The organism is Terrabacter sp. R4-6 (assembly GCF_057529065.1).
Genome location: NZ_CP197224.1, coordinates 467,755 through 484,787 on the forward strand (window position 1 = coordinate 467,755; position 17,033 = coordinate 484,787).

The following is a 17,033-nucleotide window of genomic DNA, read 5'->3' on the forward strand; positions in this document are numbered from 1 at the left end:
CGGGGCTCTTGTCGGAGAGCTCGCAGGACGCGCTCAGCCCGAGTGCGTCGTGACGCCGTAGCGGGCCCGGGAGGCGAGCGCCCACCTCGCGGCGGGGACCGACACCAGGGCGATGACGACCATGAAGGCCGCCAGGACGAGCCAGCCCGTCTCACCGAGGTCGACGCAGAGGTAGGTGACGACGGGCGGGGCCACGACGGCGAGCACGCTGAAGCCGAGTCCGGCGAAGCCCTGGTACTGGCCTTGCCGTTCGTGCGGAGCGAGCCCCATCTGCAGCCCCCACTGACCACCGGAGCCGATCATCTCGCCGACGACGTGCACGAGCGAGCCGGCGACGAGGGCAGCGATAGCGAGCCACATCGAGCCGCGGTCGGCGAGGGCGACGATCGCGAAGCCCGCTGCGATCCACCACGCCCCTCGCACGAGCGCCCGGGCGCCGGCCACGACCGAGTCGGCCCGGCGCGAGAGCCGGACCTGGAAGAGCGCGACGGCGGCGGTGTTGATGACGAGCAGGACGGCCACCATGACCGTGGGGGCCGACGTGTGGGCCGAGACGTAGAGGGCCAGCCCGAGCTCCATGACGAAGAAGTGGAGCGAGAAGAGCCCGGTGATGACGGTGATGACGACGTAGGGCCAGTCCCGGATGACCGCCAGACGTGGCTCGCCGGCGGCTCGCTCGTGCGGGGCGAGGTCCGGCAGGCGCGTCGAGTTCCAGGCCGCAAGGCCGGTGAAGAGGGCGTTGAGCACGAAGACGGTGACGTAGGCCCACCGCTCGTCGATGATGAGCGCGGCGCCCCCGAACACCGACCCGAGACCGAGCGCGGTGTTCGTCACGGCGCGGAGGTAGGCCTTGAAGAGCACGCCCCGCCCGCCAGTGGCGAGCTGGGCGATGACGCCCTGGTTGACCGCGCCGGCCCCGCGCTCGAAGAACGCGAGGACGCCGAGCAGCAGCGCGAGCATCCACGGGGTCGTGGCGAGGACCGGCGGCGCGCTGAAGACGGCGGCCCCGACCATGAACGCCGTGAGCACCTGGCGGGGGCCGCGGGTGTCGCCGAGGTGGCCCGCCGGCACCTGGACGACGATGCCGACCACGGCCGACACCGACATCGCGAGCGCCACCTCGGTGGCACTGAAGCCGACCTGGCGGGTGAAGTAGAGGGCGCTCGTCGTCAGGACGGCCCCGGCGCCGAACCGGTTGGCGAACGAGCCCAGCGCGAGGATGCGCAGGTCACGGTCCACCGGGATGCCGCGGTGGGTCAGCGGTCGGGTCGTCGTCGACGTCATGGCACTCTCTCTCGTCCCCGCACTTATCTCGACGTCAAGATATATGGCGCTGGGCACATCGGTACAACTCGTTTTCGGCCGTCGCATATGGTGCTGGGGTGTACAGCCCCAACTGGATCGAGCTCGACGGCGTCGTCAACATGCGTGACCTGGGAGGCATGGTGACAGCCGACGGCGACACCGTCCGGCCCCGTCGGCTGCTGCGCTCCGACAACCTCCAGGACCTCACCCCGGGCTCCGTCGACGCCCTCGTCAACCGCTACGGCGTCAGCGACGTCGTGGACCTGCGCACCGACGTCGAGGTCGCCAAGGAGGGCGACGGCCCGCTCCGCGCGCTGGACGGCATACGTCACCACCACCACACGCTCTACCGCGAGGACACGACGGAGTCCGGCATCCCGGCCGCGGAGCGCGCCCTGCCCTGGGAGACCGACGAGCGCCGAGACGCCGCACCGGCCGCCGCGCGGGGCGAGGGCCACGGCCCCAGCCACGACCAGTTCTGGTCGGAGCACTACCTCAGCTACCTCGCGAGCCGTCCCGACTCGGTCGTGGCGGCCCTGCACGCCATCGCGACGAGCGAGGGCGCCGCGGTCGTGCACTGCGCCGCCGGCAAGGACCGCACCGGCACCGTCGTCGGACTCGCGCTCAAGGTCGTCGGGGTGCCCGACGACCTCGTCGTCGCCGACTACGCGGCGTCGGCCGAGCGCGTCGCCGCGATCATGGAGCGGCTGCGCGCCAAGGAGGCCTACGCCGCCAACCTCAAGGACAAGACGGTGGCCCAGCAGTCACCGACCACCGACACGATGCGCCTGCTGCTCGCCGCGCTCGACGAGCGCTACGGCGGTCCGATGGGCTGGCTCGACGCCCAGGGCTGGACGGCGGCCGACACGGAGCGCCTGCGCCGCAAGCTCCTCGAGGCCTGAGAGCCGCGACCCGGGGTCGCGGGCAGAGCCGTCAGCCGCGAGGGCTGACGTAGAGGTGGATCGTGCCCTCGACCGTCACGACACCGTCCGCCCGGGTGGCCGTGACGCGCACCGGCACCTCCGCCCGCCCGTCGCGCCACACCTGCGGGTCGGTCTCGGCCGTGCACGTGAGGTCGGACGTGGACTTCGCGAGGTAGCGCACCTCCATGCCGCGCGGGATCCAGCGATGGGTGGGCGGGATGCTCGCCTCGGCCAGCAGTCCCATCGCCGCCTCGAGACCGTTGCAGGCCGCGATGGCGTGGACCGTGCCGATGTGGTTGTGCACCCGGCGCCGCTTGGGCACCACGACGACGGCCCGGTCGGGCGCCACGTCGACGACCTTCGGACGCACCGTGGCGAAGTAGGGCGCCGCGGCCGTGAACGCCCGGGCGAAGACCCGCTTGCCGAAGGGACGGTGCTCGAGACGGCGGTAGAGCGCGTAGGCGTTCGTCATGCCGGTCAGGGTACCGACAGGTAACCCTGTCGTCCCCGGACACCCACGTGACGTACGCCGTATGCCGTCCGCTCCCGAGCGCACCGGAGGGCTGCGGCCTCGGCTACTTCTTCTTGTCGCCCTTGTCGCCGTCGCTCGAGAGGGCAGCGACGAAGGCCTCCTGCGGCACCTCGACCCGTCCGACCATCTTCATGCGCTTCTTGCCCTCCTTCTGCTTCTCGAGGAGCTTGCGCTTGCGGCTGATGTCGCCGCCGTAGCACTTGGCGAGCACGTCCTTGCGGATGGCGCGGATGTTCTCGCGGGCGATGATGCGCGACCCGATGGCGGCCTGGATCGGGACCTCGAACTGCTGGCGCGGGATGAGGTCCTTGAGCTTGCTCGCCATCATGACGCCGTAGGCGTACGCCTTGTCCTTGTGGACGATCGCCGAGAACGCGTCGACGGTCTCGCCCTGGAGCAGGATCTCGACCTTGACGAGGTCGGCGACCTGCTCGCCGTCGGGCTCGTAGTCGAGCGAGGCGTACCCGCGGGTGCGCGACTTCAGCTGGTCGAAGAAGTCGAAGACGATCTCGGCGAGCGGCAGCGTGTAGCGCATCTCGACACGGTCCTCGGAGAGGTAGTCCATGCCACGGAGGTTGCCGCGCTTCTGCTGGCACAGCTCCATGATCGCGCCGACGAACTCCGACGGCGCGAGGATCGTGGCGCGCACGACCGGCTCGCTCACCTCGCGGATCTTGCCGTCGGGGTACTCGCTCGGGTTGGTCACGTGGACGGACTTGCCGTCGTCCATCGTGACGTCGTAGACGACGTTGGGCTGGGTCGAGATGAGGTCGAGGTCGAACTCGCGCTCGAGCCGCTCACGGACGATCTCGAGGTGCAGCAGGCCGAGGAAGCCGACGCGGAAGCCGAAGCCCAGCGCTGCCGACGTCTCTGGCTCGTAGACGAGCGCGGCGTCGTTGAGCTTGAGCTTGTCGAGCGCGTCGCGCAGGTCCGGGTAGTCCGAGCCGTCGATGGGATAGAGGCCGGAGAAGACCATCGGCTTGGGGTCGCGGTAGCCGCCGAGGTCCTTCGTCGCCGGCTTGCTCGCGTTGGTCACCGTGTCGCCGACGCGCGACTGGCGCACGTCCTTGACCCCGGTGATGAGGTAGCCGACCTCGCCGACGCCGAGGCCCTTGCCGGGGACCGGCTCGGGGCTGATGACGCCGATCTCGAGGAGCTCGTGGGTGGCCCGGGTCGACATCATGACGATCTTCTCGCGCGGGCTGAGGTTGCCGTCGACGACGCGGACGTAGGTCACGACGCCGCGGTACGTGTCGTAGACCGAGTCGAAGATCATCGCGCGTGCCGGGGCGTCGGGGTCACCCACCGGGGCCGGCAGGGTGCGGACGATCTTGTCGAGCAGCGGCTCGACGCCCGCGCCGGTCTTGCCGGAGACCCGGAGGCAGTCCTCGGGCTCGCAGCCGATGAGCTTGGCCAGCTCCTCGGCGTACTTCTCCGGCTGGGCCGCGGGCAGGTCGATCTTGTTGAGGACCGGGATGATCGAGAGGTCGTTCTCCATCGCGAGGTAGAGGTTCGCGAGAGTCTGCGCCTCGATGCCCTGGGCGGCGTCGACGAGGAGCACGGCACCCTCGCACGCGGCGAGCGACCGGGACACCTCGTAGGTGAAGTCGACGTGCCCCGGGGTGTCGATCATGTTGAGGGCGTACGTCGTGCCGTCGAGCTCCCACGGCATGCGCACGGCCTGGCTCTTGATCGTGATGCCGCGCTCGCGCTCGATGTCCATGCGGTCGAGGTACTGCGCGCGCATGGCGCGCGCGTCGACGACGCCGGTCAGCTGCAGCATGCGGTCGGCCAGCGTGGACTTGCCGTGGTCGATGTGCGCGATGATGCAGAAGTTGCGGATCAGGTCCGGCGGCGTTGCGTTGGGTGCCAACGCGGAGCGGGCCATGGGCGACACGTGGGACGAACCTCGCAGAGTCAGGGTGACGGGGATGGTGCTGGTCGGTGGGCGGGCGGGCTCGAGTCGCTCGGATCGCTCGGATCGCTCGGGGTGCCGCCGCAGCCAGCACAGTGTCCCATGCTTTGGGGTCCCGGCGCTCACGCCCTCACGGCCCGCGCCCACCACCGCCCCGGGTCGTGACGCACAATGGCGGCCATGCGCGCCCAACCCATGCAGGTCCTGCCCGTGGCCCCCGGGTCGCACCTGCCGCTGCGCCGTCACGTGCGGCACCCTCGGGAGATCGTGACGCTCGTCGTCGCCATCATCGCCTCGCTGCTCCTGCTCCTGGCGGCCATCGCCGAGGTGTCGGCCGCCGTCGACGAGCAGCGCACGCCCGACGTCTACGCGCTCGCGCTGGTCTTCGCCCCGATCCTCGTCTGGTTCGCGCGTGGGCAGCTGTGGGCGCAGCAGCGGCTCAACGGCATCAAGCTGACCCCCGGGCAGTTCCCCGAGGCGTACGCGATGCTCGTCGACGCCGCCGGCCGGTCCGGACTCTCCTACGTGCCGGACGCGTACGTCGTGCTCGGCAACGGTGTCATCAACGCGGCGGCATCCGGACACGGGTTCCGTCGCTTCGTCTTCATCCACAGCGACCTCCTCGAGGTCGGCGGCGCGGCCCGAGAGCCCGACGCGCTGCGGTTCGTCATCGCCCACGAGGTCGGCCACATCGCCGCCGGCCACGTCAGCTACTGGCGGATCCTCGGCACGTTCGCCTCGCAGTGGATCCCGCTCGTCGGGTCGACCCTGAGCCGGGCCCAGGAGTACACCGCCGACAACTACGGCCACGCGCTCGCACCCCAGGGCGCCCGGTCGGCGATGGCGACCCTCGCCGGGGGCAAGTACCTGGGCCGGTCGGTCGACGTCGACGCGATGGCCGACCGCGCCGTCACCGAGCCGGGCTTGTTCGTCTGGGTCGCGAACGCCGCGGCGAGCCACCCGGTGCTGCTGTGGCGCATGCACGCCCTGCGCGACCGGCGCCGTCCGGGACGGCTGCTCTGGCGCCCGAGGGAGCCGTGGCTGTGGGGCGCTCCGGCCGCGCCCGGCGCGTACGCCCTCCCCGCGATGGTCGGGTTCTCGCCCACGCCACTCCCCGAGGCGGTGCCGAGCCGGGAGGTGACGCAGGGCGTCCCGGTCGACGCCCTGTCGAACGGTGTTCCCGCCGTTCGACGTGGGAGTGAGGGCGTCCCCGCGCCCTACCCCGACGCGACGGCCCCGACGACGCCGCCGCCGAACCGAGAGGACGAGCGATGGAGACCCTGATCGAGCGGGCCGACGGACGCGACGACGGCGAGGACTGGACCGAGAACTACGAGGAGCTGCCCGGAGGTGCGGGCATCAGCATCATCCTCGAGTCGACGACGCGCGAGGGCGTGGGACCCCGCCTGCACCGGCATCCCTACGCCGAGACCTTCATCATCCGGCGGGGGTCGGCGACCTTCACGGTCGGGACGGAAGAGGTCCTCGGACACGCCGGTCAGGTGCTCGTCGTGCCGGCTGGTACACCGCACCGGTTCCGCACGGGGCCCGGCGGCTACGAAGCGGTCCACATCCACGCCAACGACCGCTTCGTCACCGACTGGCTCGAGTGAGCGACCCCGGCCGTCAGGCGTTCGTCGTGGCCGACACGACGGCAGCGGGCTCGACCTGACGGTCGGAGCCTGGCGCGGCGGCACGGGACCGGCGCTCGAGCACTGCCGAGAGCACGGCCACGCCGACACCCAGCACGGCGAGACCGGCACCCACGAGACTCGGCGCGCCGTAGCCCCAGCCAGCGGCGAGCACGATCGAGCCGAGCCAGGCGCCGAGGGCGTTCGCGGTGTTGAGCGTCGAGTGGTTGAGCGCGGCCGCGAGCGACTGCCCCTCGTGAGCGACGTCCATGAGGCGCGTCTGGAGCAGCGGCACGACGATCGAGGGCAGCAGGCCCAGGACGAAGACCATGACGACCGCGAGCCAGAGGATCTGGGCGGCCCACCCGAAGAGGGCGAGGAGCACGGCGATGGCGGCCAGAGCCCCGATGATGCCCCTGAGCACGCCGACGCGGTTGGCGACGCGGCCGCTGAGCACCATGCCGGCCACCATGCCGACGCCGTAGGCCGCGAGCACCCACGGGATGTAGCGCTCGTCGAGCCCCGCGAGCTCGGTCATGGTCGGCGTGATGAAGGAGTACATCGCGAACATGCCGCCGAAGCCCACTACGCCGATGAGGAGCGCGAGCCACACCTGGGGCCGACGCAGCGCCTGCATCTCGGCGCGCATCGACTCCTCACCGCTCGGCGGCTGGTGCGGCAGGAAGAACGCGATGGCCACGACCGTCAGGGCCGCGATGGCGCCGACGAGGACGTAGGGCAGGTGCCACGAGAAGCGCTGCCCGAGCAGGGTCGCGAGGGGCACGCCGACGACGTTGGCGACGCCCAGGCCGCCGAGGATGGCGGCGACGGCCGCGGTGCGGCGCTGGTGCGACACGAGGGAGGCGGCGACGACCGAGCCGATGCCGAAGAAGGCACCGTGCGGCATACCGGCGAGGAACCGGGCGGCCATGACGGTCGGGTACGTGTTCGCCGCGAGGATGGCGAGGTGCGCGACGGCGAAGAAGGCCATGAGCCCCATGAGCAGGCCCTTGCGCGGCGCCTTGGCGAAGGCGATGGCGATGATCGGGGCACCGACCACCACGCCGAGGGCGTAGGCGGAGACGTAGTGACCCGCGGTGGCGATGCCGACCCCGGTCCCGTCGGCGATCTGGGGCAGCAGGCCCATCGTCACGAACTCCGTCGTGCCGATGGCGAAGCCGCCGACCGCGATGGCGAGGATGGCGAGGGTCGTGCGGCGTGCTGCGGGACTCACAGGGCTCTCCGGGTTCGGTCGTTGGTCGGCGTCCACGGGGTGGCGCGGGAAGGCGTGGTGCGGATCGCCGTCGACCCGGTCTCGGACCTCAACGGTAACGGTGGCGCGGCTACGGTGATTCCCATGTCCAGCACCCTCGATCGCCTGCTCGGTCGCCTCCGCGGCCTCGTGCGGGCCACGTCCTCGTCGACCCGCACCCGTCCACCGGCCGGTCGCAGCCCGGCGCCGCCGGGTGCCACCGCGGCGCCTCCGGGTGCCACGAAGCCTTACCCCGGTGACGCGACACGTGTGCCCGACGCGACGTACGCGCCGCGCCCGGACGGACGGCCCGACCCGGGTGAGATCGTCTGGACCTGGGTGCCCTACGAGGAGGACCACACCCAGGGCAAGGACCGTCCCGTGCTCGTCATCGGTCGCGACGGCGACTGGCTCGTGGCGCTGCCCCTGACGAGCAAGGACCACGACCGCGACGAGCAGCAGGAGCGGCGCTCCGGCCGCGAGTGGGTCGACATCGGCTCCGGCGCGTGGGACGGCCGCGGACGCCCGAGCGAGGTACGGGTCAACCGGCTCGTCCGCGTCGACCCCGACGGGGTGCGCCGCGAGGGAGCCGTGCTCCCGCGGGACCGCTACGACGAGGTCGTGGCCGCCGCGCGCGCCCACCACGGCTGAGACGCAGATCGGGCCCGTCACCACGAGGTGACGGGCCCGCTCACGCGCGAGGGTGGTGCGTCAGAGCGACGCGACCTTCTTGGCCAGCGCCGACTTCTTGTTGGCGGCCTGGTTCTGGTGGATGACACCCTTGCTGACAGCCTTGTCGAGCTTCTTCGAGGCGGTCTTGAGGGCCTCGGCAGCAGCGTCCTTGTCGCCGGAGGCCGTGGCCTCGCGGACCTTGCGGACCCACGTGCGAAGCTCGCTCTTCACGGCCTTGTTGCGCTCGGTGCGCGTCGCGTTCGTCTTGATGCGCTTGAGCTGCGACTTGATGTTTGCCACGTTGATGGTTTCTTTCGTTCGGTCGGATGGTTGCCGTTAGAGGGCGGCAAAGCTGCTCGGGACCGGGCGTGGGGACACCCTGCGTGAGCGGCTCTGGGTGGTGCATGCATGCGCGCACGACCTGAGCGCGCACGCAAGGGTCAAAGTTACCAGCGGCCGGTGCGCTCGACCAAACCGGAGGTATGCCGTCCGCTGCGGTCCGCGCGGACGCCCGGTGGGGGCGCGCTCAGCGGGCGGCCCGCGCCCGGGAGATGGTGAGGATGGCCCGCTCGACGGCGTAGACGGGGTCGCGGCCGCCGCCCTTGACCTCGAAGTCGGCGGCGGCCACGGCCTGCACGGCGACGGCGAGGCCGTCGGCGGTCCAGTGGCCGACGGCGCGGCGGGCCTTGTCGATCTGCCAGGGAGCCATGCCGAGGCTCTTGGCGAGCTGGGCCGAGCTGCCCCGGCCGGCCGCACCGACCTTGATGAGCTGGCGCAGCTGGGAGGCGATGACGGCGACGATCGGGACGGGGTCGACGCCGGTGGCGATGGCGTGCCGGAGCAGGCGCAGCGCCTCGCCCGAGTGCCCGGCGATCGTCGCGTCGGCGACCCGGAAGCCGGTGGCCTCGACCTTGCCCCCGTGGTAGGTGTCGACGACGGCGTCGTCGATCGTGCCCTCGGTGTCGGAGACGAGCTGCGAGCAGGCGGCGGCGAGCTCGCGGACGTCCTTGCCCACGGCCTCGATGAGCGCCCGCACGCCCTCGCTCGTGATCTTGCGCCGGGCCGCCGAGAACTCCTTCATGACGAAGTCGGTCTTGTCGCGGTCGGTCTTGACGGCCGGGCACTCGATGACGCGGGCGCCGGCCTTCTTCATCGTGTCGAGGACCTTCTTGCCCTTCATCCCTCCTCCGTGCGCGACGACGAGGCCGACGTCGGGGTCGGGAGCCGCGAGCAGCGCGAGCAGGTCGAGCTGGAGCTCGTCGGGTGACTCGTGCAGGTCGCGCACGACGATCGTCTTGGTGCCGCCGAAGAGCGAGGGGCTGGCGTGCATCTGCAGGGCCCCGGACTCGTAGGTGGCGGCCTCGATGCGGATCACCTCGACGTCGGCCTCCCTGGCACCGGCGAGGACGCCGGCGACGGCCCGCTCGACGAGGACGCCCTCGGGGCCGGTCACGAGCACGAAGGGGAGGATGGCCGGGTCGGTCATGGCCCAACTCTGTCATGCCCGGGCGACAGTCCCGTCAGTCGAAGAGAGCACCTGAGGCGATGGTGAGCCCGAGCTGCTCGACCCGGGCCGCGATCGTCTCCTCGGGCAGCTCGAAGTGGTCGACGAGCTCGTCGAGCTGCATGCCGGCCTCGGCTGCGTCACGCAGCTCCTCGTCCTGCTCGTCCGTCCACGCGTGGCCGGACGTGACCGCGCTGCGCGACGAGACCGGAGCCGGTGGGGCCACCGCGACCGGCCGCGGGTGCTCGGTGCCGTCGGCGTCGGACCGGGCGCCCGTGAGCGAGCGCAGGGCGGGCTCCTCGACGGCGACGGGTGGCGGCGCCATCGCGTCGAGCCGGGCGAGCGCCGCGAGCACCATCGTCTTGTCGGTCGTCGGGTAGAAGGGCGGCAGCGAGCGCTGGAGGAAGCCGGCATACCTCGCCGTCATCATCCGGGAGTCGAGGAAGGCCACGACGCCGCGGTCGTCGGCCCGGCGCACGAGACGCCCGGCGCCCTGGGCGAGGCGGAGCGCGGCGTGGGTGGCCGACACCGCCATGAAGCCGTTGCCGCCCATCCGCGCGATGGCCTGCGAACGGGCCGACGCGAGCGGGTCGTCGGGGCGCGGGAACGGGATGCGGTCGATGATGACGAGCTGGCACGACGAGCCCGGCACGTCGACGCCCTGCCACAGCGTCAGGGTGCCGAAGAGACAGGTGCGCGGGTCGCGCGCGAACTGGCGCACGAGGGTCGTGATCTGGTCCTCCCCCTGGCAGAGGACCGGGATGTCGTCGCCGAAGCGGGCGCGCATGACCTCGGCGGCCGTCTGGGCCGCGCGCATCGAGGAGAAGAGGCCGAGCGTGCGCCCACCCGCGGCACGCACGAGCTCCTCGATCTCGTCGAGCGTGTCGTCGCCGGCGCCGTCGCGACCCGGCGGCGGCAGGTGCGCGGCGACGTAGGCGATGGCCTGCTTGGGGTAGTCGAAGGGGCTGCCGACGTCGAGGCCCTGCCACTTCGGAGCGCCGTCGCCGCGCAGCCCGATGGTCCCGGCCACGGCGTCGAACGAGCCTCCGAGCTCGAGCGTCGCCGACGTCAGGACGACGGTGCGCTCCTCGAAGACCTTGTCGCGCACGAGCATCGCGACGCTCATCGGCGCGACGCGCAGGACGGGACCGCGGCGCTGGTCGCGGTTCAGCCAGACGACGTCGAGCTCGCGCTCCTCGAGGATGCGCTCGGCGTTCTCGTGGACCTCGTCGACGGCCGCGCGCGCCACCTGGCGGGCTCCGTCGGCCTCCTGGCCCGGGGGTGGCTTGAGGTCGCTCTGGACGGTGCGCGCGGTGTCGCGGACCCGGGCGAGGGCGAGCCCGACGGAGTCGGGGACGCCGAGCATCCGGCCCTCCTCGAGCGGCTCGAGCGCGAGGGCGAGCATCTCCCCCGCCTCGTCGAGGGCGGCGGTGTTCTCGGACATCCGGCCGGCCTTCTTGGCGGCCGTCATGACCATCGTGCCGGTCAGCTCGTCGGTGATCGTCGCGGTGACGCGGTCGACGAGCTCGTGCGCCTCGTCGACGACGAGCACGTCGTGCTCGGGCAGCATCTGCCGGCCCTCGAAGGAGTCGATGGCCATGAACGAGTGGTTCGTGACGATGACGTCGACGTCCTTGGCGGCCTCGCGGGCGCGCTCGACGAAGCACTCGGCGACGAGCGGACACTTGCCACCCATGCACTCGTGCGCCGAGACCGAGACCTGCCGCCACGCGCGCTCGGAGACGCCGGGGACGAGCTCGTCGCGGTCGCCCGAGTCGGTCGTGCTCGCCCACTCGCGCAGCCGGACGACCTCCTGGCCGAGACGCCCGACGGCGGCGTCGACCTGGCCGACCGACAGCAGCCCGTCCTCGTCGTCGGGGAAACCACCCTCGAGCTTGTTGAGGCACACGTAGTTGCGCCGGCCCTTGACGAGGGCGTAGGTCGGTCGACGCCCGAGCACCGGTGCGAGCGCGTCGGCGACGCGCGGCATGTCGCGGTCGACGATCTGCGCCTGCAGCGCCAGGGTCGCGGTCGCGACGACGGCCGGCTTGCCCGCCTCGAAGGCGTGCGCGACGGCGGGCACGAGGTAGGCGAGCGACTTGCCGGTGCCGGTCCCTGCCTGGACGAGCAGGTGCTCGCCGCCGTCGATGGCGTGGGCGACGGCCTTGGCCATCTCGACCTGCCCGGGACGCTCGGCGCCGCCGACCCCCGACACCGCGGCGTGGAGGAGGTCGTCGAGCGCGGGTCGCTGAGGCATTGGATCAGCGTATGCCGCAGGGGTGACCTGCTGTGCCACCCGTCCCCCGCCCGCGCGCGACGCGTGGTCCGGCGTGCCTCGATGGTCTGGCACGCACTCGCGACTCGGCGACCCGGCGACCCGGCGACCCGGCGACCCGGCGACTCAGTGGCTTCGGGCCCAGCGTTCGCCGAGCTCGGCTCCCGTCGGCGCGGTCGCGTCGAGCACAGAGGGCCCGGGCGCCCGGAGCGCGTCGAGGTGCAGGCCGAGGTAGCGGCGCCGGAGGGCGGCGGTCCGCTCGGGGTCCTCGACGCGCACGGCCGTCAGCTGTTCGAGGAGCATCGGGACGTCCGCCGCCTCGACGTCGGGGCGCAGCCGACCGGCAGCCTGCGCCCGGCGCACCAGGGCGTCGACGAGCCCACCGCTGCGCGCGGCCAGGTCCCGCAGCTCGCCCGTCGACCTGAACGTGCCGGCGAGCCGGACCGTCAGGGCGTGGACGTCGGCGTCGATCACTCGGCGCAGGAAGGTCTCGAAGGACGACCAGGCGTCGCCGTCGTCGGCGAGTGACTGCTCGGCCAGCTCCACGAAACGACGAAGCCCGTCCCCGCACACCTGCTGGAGCAGCTCGTCACGGCCGGCATAACGGCGGTACAGGCCGCCGACGCCGACGCCGGCAGCCTGCGCCACGGCGGCCATGGACGCCTCCGGGTCACGAAGCAGCGTCGCGCGTGCCGCCTCGAGGATCGCCGTGTCGTTGCGGGCGGCCTCGGCCTGGCGGCCTCGTCGGGGACGGGCCCGTTCGGCGTGAGTGCTGGGCTCCTGCGGGCGGTCGCTGGTCATCCGCCGACGGTAGCACTTGAACGGAACGCTTCGTTCCGTTATCTTGGTCGGAACGCATCGTTCCGATAGAGAGGTCACCTCATGGACGCCGCCCCGACCGCCTGGACCATCCTCGACACGGCGCACACAGCCCTGCGGGACACCGTGTCCGCGGTCCGCAGCGACCAGTGGGACGGTCCCACGCCGTGCACCGAGTGGACCGTGGCCCAGGTGCTGCAGCACGCCGCCGGCGACCAACAGGCCTACGCCGCGGTCCTCGGCGAAGGCGACTTCCCGGCATACGACCCCTTCTCCCCCACCGGCGCTCTCGAGGCCGACGCTCCTGACCTGCTCGACCCGCCGCTCGCGGCCGCCCGGCTCGCCTTCTCGCGCGTCGACGCCGCAGACCCCGCCGTCCCCGTGCCGCTGCCGCAGGGACGGCTGGCCGCGCCGGTCGCCGTCGGCGCCGGCGCGCTGGACGCAGCCGTGCACGCCTGGGACATCGCCGTCGCGACCGGGCAGCCGTCCCCGGTGGACGCCGTGCTGGCCGAGCAGCTGCATGCCGTGGCCCGCGAGATCGTCGAGCCGCTGCGCGGGTTCGCCTACGCCGCAGCGCTTCCCGGCGACGACGGGGACGCCGTCGACCGTCTGCTGCGCTACCTCGGGCGCGATCCCCGCTGGTCCCCCACGCGCTGAGGAGACGCCGATCGCCGTCGGTGCTGGGACGCACGTCACCACAGCTCGTCCGGCGATCCCGTTGTGCGCAGGCAGGTGCGGGAGTTGTATCGAGGTATGAGCGCACCCCTGCCCACCGACCTCGACATCGCGAACGCGGCGACCCTGCGTCCGCTCGTCGACGTCGCCGCCGACCTCGGCGTGACCCCCGACCGCCTCGAGCCGTGGGGGCGTGACGTCGCGAAGATCGACCTCGCCGTCCTCGACGAGCCACCGCACCAGCCGGACGCGAAGTACGTCGTCGTCACGGCGATCACGCCCACCCCGCTCGGCGAGGGGAAGACGACGACTGCGGTCGGGCTCGCCCAGGCGCTCCAGCGGCTCGACAAGCGCGCTGCGGTCGCGCTGCGCCAGCCGTCGATGGGTCCGACCTTCGGGATCAAGGGCGGTGCGGCCGGCGGCGGCTACAGCCAGGTCGTGCCGATGGAGCGGCTCAACCTGCACCTCACGGGCGACTTCCACGCCGTGACGTCGGCCCACAACCTGCTCGCCGCGATGATCGACAACCACCTGCACCACGGCAACGCGCTCGGGCTCGACGTCCGCAACATCACGTGGCGCCGGGTCCTCGACGTCAACGACAGGGCCCTGCGCAACGTCGTCATCGGGCTCGGCGCCCGCCAGGACGGGGTGGCCCGCGAGACGGGTTTCGACATCACCGCCGCGAGCGAGGTCATGGTCCTGCTCACCCTCGCGACCTCGCTGCGCGACCTGCGCGAGCGACTCGGCCGGATCGTCGTCGGCTACACGACCGAGGGCAAGGGCGTCAGCGCCGACGACCTGCACGCGGCCGGGGCCATGACGGCGATGCTCGCGGACGCCCTCAAGCCCAACCTGCTCCAGACGCTCGAGGGCGGCCCGGCCATCATCCACTGCGGACCGTTCGGCAACATCGCGACGGGCACCTCCTCCGTCACGGCAGACCTCATCGCCATGCGCGGCAGCGACTACGCCATCACCGAGGCCGGCTTCGGTGCCGACATGGGCGCCGAGCGCTTCTTCGACGTCAAGTGCCGGGTCAGCGGCCTCAAGCCCGACGTCGCCGTCATCGTGGCGACGGTCCGTGCCCTCAAGACCCATTCGGGCAGGTATGCCGTCAAGGCCGGGAAGCCCCTGCCCGCGGGCCTGCTCAAGGAGAGTCCCAAGGACGTCGAGGCCGGGCTGGCCAACCTGCGCAAGCACATCGAGATCGTGCGGCGCTTCGGCGTGCAGCCCGTCGTCGCGATCAACGCCTTCCCGGACGACCACGACTCGGAGCACGCGGTGATCCGTCGCTTCTGCAACAGCCTGGGGGTGCGCTCTGCGGTGACCCGCCACGTCGCCGAGGGGGGAGCCGGCGCGCTCGAGCTCGCCCAGGTCGTCATCGAGGCCGCGCACGAGCCGACGAGCTTCGAGTTCCTCTACCCCCTCGACCTGCCGCTCGAGCAGAAGATCGAGGCCATCGCCACGCAGATCTACGGCGCCGACGGCATCGACGTGAGCCCGGCGGCGGCCAGGGCGCTCAAGGACTACGAGCGTCTCGGCTACGGCGGGCTGCCCGTCGTCATCGCCAAGACGCACCTGTCGATCTCGTCCGACCCGTCGCTGCGCGGGGCGCCGCGCGGGTGGCGGATGCCGGTGCGCGAGGTCAGGGCCGCGGTCGGCGCCGGCTACGTCTACGCGGTCTGCGGCGACATGCGGACCATGCCCGGCCTGCCGACCTCCCCCAACGCCGAGCGCATCGACATCAGCGCGGACGGCTCCGTCACGGGCCTGTCGTGACCGTCCGACCCGATCCGGTCCATCGGCTCAGGCCGTCATCAGCGCCCACAGCGCGCTACCCACGATGACGAGGGCCAGGGCACAGCGCCACTGGTCGACGCGTGACAGGCCGGCCGCGACATCGGCGTCGTAGCCCCGCCCGAGCCGTCCGTGCCGTGGGGCTGCACCCACGGCGGTCAGCACGAGGATGACACCGAACGCGCCGGCGGCGACCCACACGCTGAGCGATGCCGGTCCGCTCGACAGCACCCAGGCCACCGTCAGCAGCACGGCTCCGTAGGCGATGGCGACGAGCGGCACGATCCGGCGGCCGTGCGCGGCATGGCGCCGGGCCCAGTCGTGGTCGTCGCAGAGCAGCGCCGGGTAGACGAGCGCCGTGACCGTGACCTGGAACCCGGCGTGGAGCGCAGCGGCAGCGGTGAGGGCGACGAGCGGGGCATCGACGCTCACGACAGCGGAGTCCCGTCGACGCGCCGCGCCATCGCGACGTCATCGCGGTAGTCGCTCGCGCTGAGTCGAAGGCCGCGTGGCACCCGACCGACCTCGGTCCAGCCCGCGCGGACGTAGAACTCCCCCAGACCGAGACCGTCGCGGTAGTCGAGGCGCAGCAGCTCGACCCACGGCAGCTCGCGTCGGGCGATGCCGACCATGCCACCGAGGAGGATGCGCCCGAGGTTGCGCCCCTGGGCGGCCGGGTCGACCATGAGCCGCTTCAGCCCGGCGACGTGGTCGTAGGGGAAGCCTCTCGAGTGCTCCCAGAGGCCGACCCCGAGCAGGGCCCCGGCGGGTTCCCTGAGCACGCAGAGCAGGGAGCGCCGCTCGTGCACGTCGTCGAGGTGCCGGTCGAGGGCGGTCGCCACGTCGCGTCGGGCTGCACCCGGCAGGAAGCCGACCGAGCCACCGGCGTCGTTGACGCGCACCCAGAGGCCGACGACGGCCTCCCGGAGCCCGGCGTCCACGGCCTCACGCGGCACGGACACGACGCTCGGCGACACGAAGTACGGCATCGGCTCGCCGTCCGGCTCGCCCTTCATCCGGCGGGTGCCCACCTGGACGAGTCCTGCGGAGACCGCCGTGCGCATCGACGCGGTGTTGACCGCGTCGACCATGGCCGTCACGAGGGCGTCCGGGCGGTGCTCGACTCCCCACGCGACGATGGTGCGGGAGATCTCCCGCCCCAGACCCGCGCCGAGCCGGTCGTGTGCCAGCCGGTAGTAGAGGTTGAGGGAAGAGCGGTCGGAGTCCTTGTGCCGCAAGCCCGCCCACCCGACGACCTCACTGGTCGCGCGGTCGAGGACGGCGGCATACCCCAGCTCGTCCCGCTCCCAGTCGGCGAGGTCGGCCTCGAGCCTCTCGCGGCACCGCTCGGGGCTGGGCATGCTCGAGGGCGAGTGGGCGTACGTGCGTGGGTCGCTGTGGAGGCGCACGTAGTCGTCGAGGTCGTCGGCCCGAGGACGGCGCAGGACGAGCCGGTCGGTCGTCAGCCACACGGCCCCGTCGTCGGCGGGAGCGGTCACGGCGCCTGTCGCTCGGGCGCGCGCGTCTCACAGGCGGCCAGCGGCGCGCCGTCGCAGCAGGGCTCGATGTAGAGGCACTTCGGGCAGCGGTTGTGCGCCTGCTCGGCGTACATCTGTGTGCCGCAGTAGGGGCACGGGATCTCGAGGGCCATGCTCCTCATCCTCCCCGACGCCCCCGACGGCCAGGGGCCGACATGCCGAAGGGCCCCGGTGAGGGGCCCTTCGACGGTG

General features: G+C 72.3%; 17 protein-coding genes. 6 read left to right on the forward strand and 11 right to left on the reverse strand.

Annotated elements, in window-relative coordinates; translation table 11 throughout:
• Positions 1-33: 33 nt before the first annotated feature.
• Positions 34-1,284, reverse strand: a complete 1,251-nt coding sequence (locus ACSSS0_RS02240) for an MFS transporter (RefSeq protein ID WP_435985527.1) — start codon at positions 1,282-1,284, stop codon at positions 34-36.
• A 98-nt stretch (positions 1,285-1,382) separates the two neighbouring features.
• On the opposite strand from ACSSS0_RS02240, the gene ACSSS0_RS02245 reads away from it, so the two are divergent.
• Positions 1,383-2,207 (forward strand): tyrosine-protein phosphatase, encoded by an 825-nt coding sequence (locus ACSSS0_RS02245; protein WP_487229900.1) that lies wholly within the window; start codon positions 1,383-1,385, stop codon positions 2,205-2,207.
• Between the two features lie 31 nt (positions 2,208-2,238).
• Here the strand turns inward: ACSSS0_RS02245 and ACSSS0_RS02250 are convergent, their stop codons facing one another.
• Positions 2,239-2,700, reverse strand: coding sequence for a hotdog fold domain-containing protein (locus ACSSS0_RS02250; protein ID WP_487229901.1), 462 nt, complete (start codon positions 2,698-2,700; stop codon positions 2,239-2,241).
• Between the two features lie 103 nt (positions 2,701-2,803).
• Positions 2,804-4,648: a translation elongation factor 4 gene (gene lepA, locus ACSSS0_RS02255; RefSeq protein ID WP_435987835.1), complete on the reverse strand. Its 1,845-nt coding sequence runs from the start codon at positions 4,646-4,648 to the stop codon at positions 2,804-2,806.
• A 207-nt stretch (positions 4,649-4,855) separates the two neighbouring features.
• Here lepA and ACSSS0_RS02260 point away from each other — a divergent pair, with 207 nt between their 5' ends.
• Positions 4,856-5,959 (forward strand): M48 family metallopeptidase, encoded by a 1,104-nt coding sequence (locus ACSSS0_RS02260; protein WP_487229902.1) that lies wholly within the window; start codon positions 4,856-4,858, stop codon positions 5,957-5,959.
• Positions 5,947-6,288 carry a cupin domain-containing protein gene (locus tag ACSSS0_RS02265; protein WP_487229903.1) on the forward strand — a complete coding sequence of 114 codons (342 nt, stop codon included), beginning with the start codon at positions 5,947-5,949 and terminating at the stop codon, positions 6,286-6,288. The genes ACSSS0_RS02260 and ACSSS0_RS02265 overlap by 13 nt, the downstream gene beginning before the upstream one ends.
• A gap of 13 nt (positions 6,289-6,301) precedes the next feature.
• Here ACSSS0_RS02265 and ACSSS0_RS02270 read toward each other — a convergent pair whose 3' ends face one another.
• Positions 6,302-7,540 carry an MFS transporter gene (locus tag ACSSS0_RS02270; RefSeq protein WP_435985522.1) on the reverse strand — a complete coding sequence of 413 codons (1,239 nt, stop codon included), beginning with the start codon at positions 7,538-7,540 and terminating at the stop codon, positions 6,302-6,304.
• Positions 7,541-7,663: 123 nt separating this feature from the next.
• Here ACSSS0_RS02270 and ACSSS0_RS02275 point away from each other — a divergent pair, with 123 nt between their 5' ends.
• Complete coding sequence (locus ACSSS0_RS02275; RefSeq protein WP_487229904.1) at positions 7,664-8,209, forward strand: type II toxin-antitoxin system PemK/MazF family toxin; 546 nt, start codon at positions 7,664-7,666, stop codon at positions 8,207-8,209.
• A 60-nt stretch (positions 8,210-8,269) separates the two neighbouring features.
• Here ACSSS0_RS02275 and rpsT read toward each other — a convergent pair whose 3' ends face one another.
• From rpsT to ACSSS0_RS02295, 4 genes are all read right to left on the reverse strand, one after another.
• Positions 8,270-8,530 carry a 30S ribosomal protein S20 gene (gene rpsT, locus ACSSS0_RS02280; RefSeq protein WP_020142594.1) on the reverse strand — a complete coding sequence of 87 codons (261 nt, stop codon included), beginning with the start codon at positions 8,528-8,530 and terminating at the stop codon, positions 8,270-8,272.
• 226 nt (positions 8,531-8,756) lie between these two features.
• Positions 8,757-9,716, reverse strand: coding sequence for a DNA polymerase III subunit delta (gene holA, locus ACSSS0_RS02285; RefSeq protein ID WP_487229905.1), 960 nt, complete (start codon positions 9,714-9,716; stop codon positions 8,757-8,759).
• 34 nt (positions 9,717-9,750) lie between these two features.
• Complete coding sequence (locus ACSSS0_RS02290; protein WP_435985519.1) at positions 9,751-11,991, reverse strand: ATP-dependent DNA helicase; 2,241 nt, start codon at positions 11,989-11,991, stop codon at positions 9,751-9,753.
• A 144-nt stretch (positions 11,992-12,135) separates the two neighbouring features.
• Positions 12,136-12,810 (reverse strand): SbtR family transcriptional regulator, encoded by a 675-nt coding sequence (locus tag ACSSS0_RS02295; RefSeq protein WP_487229906.1) that lies wholly within the window; start codon positions 12,808-12,810, stop codon positions 12,136-12,138.
• An 81-nt stretch (positions 12,811-12,891) separates the two neighbouring features.
• On the opposite strand from ACSSS0_RS02295, the gene ACSSS0_RS02300 reads away from it, so the two are divergent.
• Together ACSSS0_RS02300 and ACSSS0_RS02305 are read left to right on the forward strand one after the other, a co-directional pair.
• On the forward strand, positions 12,892-13,485 hold the full coding sequence (locus ACSSS0_RS02300; protein WP_487229907.1) for a TIGR03086 family metal-binding protein: 594 nt from the start codon (positions 12,892-12,894) through the stop codon (positions 13,483-13,485).
• Between the two features lie 96 nt (positions 13,486-13,581).
• Positions 13,582-15,285 carry a formate--tetrahydrofolate ligase gene (locus ACSSS0_RS02305; RefSeq protein ID WP_487229908.1) on the forward strand — a complete coding sequence of 568 codons (1,704 nt, stop codon included), beginning with the start codon at positions 13,582-13,584 and terminating at the stop codon, positions 15,283-15,285.
• Between the two features lie 27 nt (positions 15,286-15,312).
• Here ACSSS0_RS02305 and ACSSS0_RS02310 read toward each other — a convergent pair whose 3' ends face one another.
• From ACSSS0_RS02310 to ACSSS0_RS02320, 3 genes are read right to left on the reverse strand one after another with little or no spacing between them, the layout of a single operon-like run.
• Positions 15,313-15,735, reverse strand: coding sequence for a hypothetical protein (locus tag ACSSS0_RS02310; protein WP_487229909.1), 423 nt, complete (start codon positions 15,733-15,735; stop codon positions 15,313-15,315).
• Positions 15,732-16,802, reverse strand: a complete 1,071-nt coding sequence (locus ACSSS0_RS02315; protein ID WP_487229910.1) for a GNAT family N-acetyltransferase — start codon at positions 16,800-16,802, stop codon at positions 15,732-15,734. The genes ACSSS0_RS02310 and ACSSS0_RS02315 overlap by 4 nt, the downstream gene beginning before the upstream one ends.
• A complete protein-coding gene (locus ACSSS0_RS02320; RefSeq protein ID WP_020142601.1) occupies positions 16,799-16,954 on the reverse strand; it encodes a hypothetical protein in 156 nt (51 codons plus the stop codon). The genes ACSSS0_RS02315 and ACSSS0_RS02320 overlap by 4 nt, the downstream gene beginning before the upstream one ends.
• Positions 16,955-17,033: the final 79 nt, after the last annotated feature.

Excerpts from the sequence above, each read along its gene's own strand:
- ACSSS0_RS02240 (WP_435985527.1), bottom strand. The coding sequence starts at position 1,284 with ATGACGTCGACGACGACCCGACCGCTGACCCACCGCGGCATCCCGGTG.
- ACSSS0_RS02250 (WP_487229901.1), bottom strand. The coding sequence starts at position 2,700 with ATGACGAACGCCTACGCGCTCTACCGCCGTCTCGAGCACCGTCCCTTC.
- lepA (WP_435987835.1), bottom strand. The coding sequence starts at position 4,648 with ATGGCCCGCTCCGCGTTGGCACCCAACGCAACGCCGCCGGACCTGATC.
- ACSSS0_RS02260 (WP_487229902.1), top strand. The coding sequence starts at position 4,856 with ATGCGCGCCCAACCCATGCAGGTCCTGCCCGTGGCCCCCGGGTCGCAC.
- ACSSS0_RS02265 (WP_487229903.1), top strand. The coding sequence starts at position 5,947 with ATGGAGACCCTGATCGAGCGGGCCGACGGACGCGACGACGGCGAGGAC.
- ACSSS0_RS02275 (WP_487229904.1), top strand. The coding sequence starts at position 7,664 with ATGTCCAGCACCCTCGATCGCCTGCTCGGTCGCCTCCGCGGCCTCGTG.
- holA (WP_487229905.1), bottom strand. The coding sequence starts at position 9,716 with ATGACCGACCCGGCCATCCTCCCCTTCGTGCTCGTGACCGGCCCCGAG.
- ACSSS0_RS02290 (WP_435985519.1), bottom strand. The coding sequence starts at position 11,991 with ATGCCTCAGCGACCCGCGCTCGACGACCTCCTCCACGCCGCGGTGTCG.
- ACSSS0_RS02295 (WP_487229906.1), bottom strand. The coding sequence starts at position 12,810 with ATGACCAGCGACCGCCCGCAGGAGCCCAGCACTCACGCCGAACGGGCC.
- ACSSS0_RS02300 (WP_487229907.1), top strand. The coding sequence starts at position 12,892 with ATGGACGCCGCCCCGACCGCCTGGACCATCCTCGACACGGCGCACACA.
- ACSSS0_RS02305 (WP_487229908.1), top strand. The coding sequence starts at position 13,582 with ATGAGCGCACCCCTGCCCACCGACCTCGACATCGCGAACGCGGCGACC.
- ACSSS0_RS02320 (WP_020142601.1), bottom strand. The coding sequence starts at position 16,954 with ATGGCCCTCGAGATCCCGTGCCCCTACTGCGGCACACAGATGTACGCC.